Raw genomic sequence first — 2,902 nt, 5'->3', positions numbered from 1 at the left:
TATCGCAGGTCTGTTCTTTATTTTCGGTTTTGTTACTTGGATAAACGGTGCGCTAATTCCGTTTATGAAAACCATAAATGAACTTACAGATGCACAGTCTTATTTAGTAGCATCTGCTTCTTACATTTCTTTTGTCGTAATGGCGTTGCCAGCTTCTTACATCATTGATAAAATTGGGTACAAAAAAGGAATGTCTTTAGGGTTAATAATAATGGCATTTGGTGCTTTATTATTTATACCGGCTGCGAATGCAAGAACCTATTGGATGTTTTTAACTGCTATCTTTATACAAGGCATCGGAATGACTTTATTACAAACGGCCTCCAACCCGTATATTACTATTTTAGGACCTATGGAAAGTGCCGCAAAGCGGATTGCAATCATGGGAATTGCCAATAAAGTTGCTGGAGCATTAGGGTCATTTATTTTCGCCACTATTTTATTGTCTGGTATTGGAGAGATAAAGGAAAAGTTAAGTACCGTGGGCATTGAAGAAAAAGAGGATTTATTAAATACGATGGCAGATAGCGTTATTACGCCCTATATTGTAATGGCTTTGGTACTGTTTTTATTAGGGATCTTAATTAGAAAAGCACCATTACCAAATGTTGAAGCAGCTCCAATAGAAGAACCAAAGGAAGGAGAGACGTCTAAAACAAGTGTTTTTCAGTTTCCACATTTATGGCTAGGAGTGCTGGCATTGTTTCTATACGTTGGGGTAGAGGTAATTGCTGGTGATACTATTATTGCTTACGGACACTCTTTGGGTTTAGGAGAACAGTCTAACTCTTTTACAACATACACTTTAATGGCAATGGTTGCCACTTACGCTTTAGGTGTACTATTAATACCTAAATATATCAGTCAATCTTTCGCGTTAAAAGTAAGTGCTATTCTAGGTATTTTACTTTCATTTTGCATTGTCTTTACTACCGGGTTTACATCGGTACTTTTTGTAGCAGCTTTGGGGGTTGCAAATGCTTTAGTTTGGCCAGCAATTTGGCCATTAACACTAAAAGGTTTAGGGAGGTTTACCAAAACAGCATCCGCATTATTAATCATGGCCATTTCTGGTGGAGCAGTTTTACCCCCATTATATGGCGCTTTAGTAGATCATAAAAAAGAAGAATTATTAGCAACAGGCACAAATGAATTTGGTGCATTAGCAGAAGCTGCCTCTTTTGGCTATTGGATTTTATTACCTTGTTACCTTATTATTCTCTATTATGCTTTTTGGGGACATAAAATGGGCTTGAAAAAAGTATAACAACATGTTTAAAAAGAGAATAGAATCTGTAGATTTTTTAAGAGGCTTAACGGTTGCGTTAATGATTTTGGTAAATACTCCAGGAACTTGGAACGCTGTATATTCACCATTACTGCATGCAACATGGCATGGTTTAACGCCCACAGATTTAATATTTCCATTCTTTTTATTCATTGTGGGGATTTCAATTTATTTCGCATACAAGAGGAGTGAAAATTCAAAAACAACGTATAAAAAAATAACCATCAGAAGTTTAAAACTTTTTGGATTGGGATTGTTTTTGAATTTATTTCTACCTTATATTCCTTTTTTTAATGATTTTGAAACACTTCGGTTTTTTGGCGTTTTACAAAGAATAGGCATTGTGTTTTTTATTTCAGCAATCTTGTATTTAAATTTTAATTGGAAATATTTATTTGGAATTGCCCTACTAATTTTAGTTAGTTATTGGCTATTTTTAGGCTTTGTGCCTTTGCCAAACGGAACTTTACCCTCTTTTGATAGAGCGCCCAATAATTGGGCTAATTATATAGATCTTACTATTTTAGGAAAACACATGTGGCAAGTAGATTACGATCCTGAGGGAGTATTAAGCACACTACCAGCCATAGTAACCTGTATTTATGGTATTTTAATTGGAAAACTACTCGATAACCACAATGCAATTAAATACTTAATTTTAGCCGCAGTTACTTTCTTAGTTTCTGGATATATTTTTAATATTTGGTTTCCAATAAATAAAGCAATTTGGAGTAGTAGTTTTGTATTAGTAACTAGTGGTTGGGCAACTTTAATTCTGGCATTTATTTATTATTTAAAAGACATCAAGGGACTTAAATTTGGCAATATATTCAAGTATGTGGGCATGAACGCAATTACCATTTACTTCTTGTCAAGTTTTATTTCTAAAACCATGTATCTAATTAAAATAGGAGGACAGCATACGCTTCATAATTTTTTATATGAAACTATTTTTGTGCACTCCTTTTTATCAGCAAACTTCTCTTCTCTTTTATATGGTTTAACTGCCGTCTTTTTTTATGTGGGGTTAGGATATATCATGTTTAAAAAGAAAATTTTTATAAAGGTTTAATTTCTATAAATTGAAGGTAGTCATCGTTTTTTGCTGCGATTATATACTTTTTATTTTTAATCTTAATTTCTACCATGTCCTTGGTATCTCCTTTGATATATAAACCGCTCTTACTGGGAGGAATTGCTTTAAATTTTCCTTTCCCATCTCCTTTTAAGTAGTAACCAAAACTAGCATCGTTTCTTGGAGTTTCAACCTCTGAAACATATAAATTTCCGGCAATGATAGCGTCTAGATTTCCATCTTTGTCATAATCATCAACTAAAATTTGATTGATACTTGAGAATTGAGCTTCAATAGGCAATTCATGTGTAATAAATGCACCGTCCTTATTTTCTAAAAACACACTTGCAAAAGAGTTTACTTGGTAATGTAACGATGCGCTTAAGTCCTGTTCTGTATATATATCTACTAAAGTTGCATTAGAATAGGTTTCATAATTTTTAAATTTTTTCTTAATGGCTGGTATTTGTTGTGATGAACATTCTCGACCTCTTACCGGAAATTTTTCACCACCATTATAATAACTAAGCACAATATCA

The 2,902-nt window shown here is 33.4% G+C and carries 2 protein-coding genes and 1 pseudogene; 2 read left to right on the top strand and 1 reads right to left on the bottom strand.

Going from position 1 to position 2,902, the window contains the following annotated elements; genetic code table 11:
- The first annotated feature begins 1 nt into the window (after position 1).
- Entirely contained in the window at positions 2–1,267 is a 1,266-nt protein-coding gene (locus QNK89_RS11290) for a sugar MFS transporter (RefSeq protein ID WP_340171260.1), read from the top strand.
- Positions 1,268–1,271: 4 nt separating this feature from the next.
- Positions 1,272–2,360, top strand: a complete 1,089-nt coding sequence (locus tag QNK89_RS11285) for a heparan-alpha-glucosaminide N-acetyltransferase domain-containing protein (protein ID WP_340171258.1) — start codon at positions 1,272–1,274, stop codon at positions 2,358–2,360.
- On the opposite strand, the pseudogene QNK89_RS11280 reads toward QNK89_RS11285, so the two are convergent.
- Positions 2,347–2,902, bottom strand: a pseudogene (locus QNK89_RS11280) (hypothetical protein); the annotation flags it as partial. The gene QNK89_RS11285 and the pseudogene QNK89_RS11280 sit on opposite strands and share 14 nt — an antisense overlap.

This window comes from Lacinutrix sp. (genome assembly GCF_037625555.1).
Taxonomy (GTDB): domain Bacteria; phylum Bacteroidota; class Bacteroidia; order Flavobacteriales; family Flavobacteriaceae; genus Lacinutrix.
The sequence above is the reverse complement of the archived record's forward strand: the minus strand, read 5'-3'. Positions and strand labels throughout refer to the sequence as shown.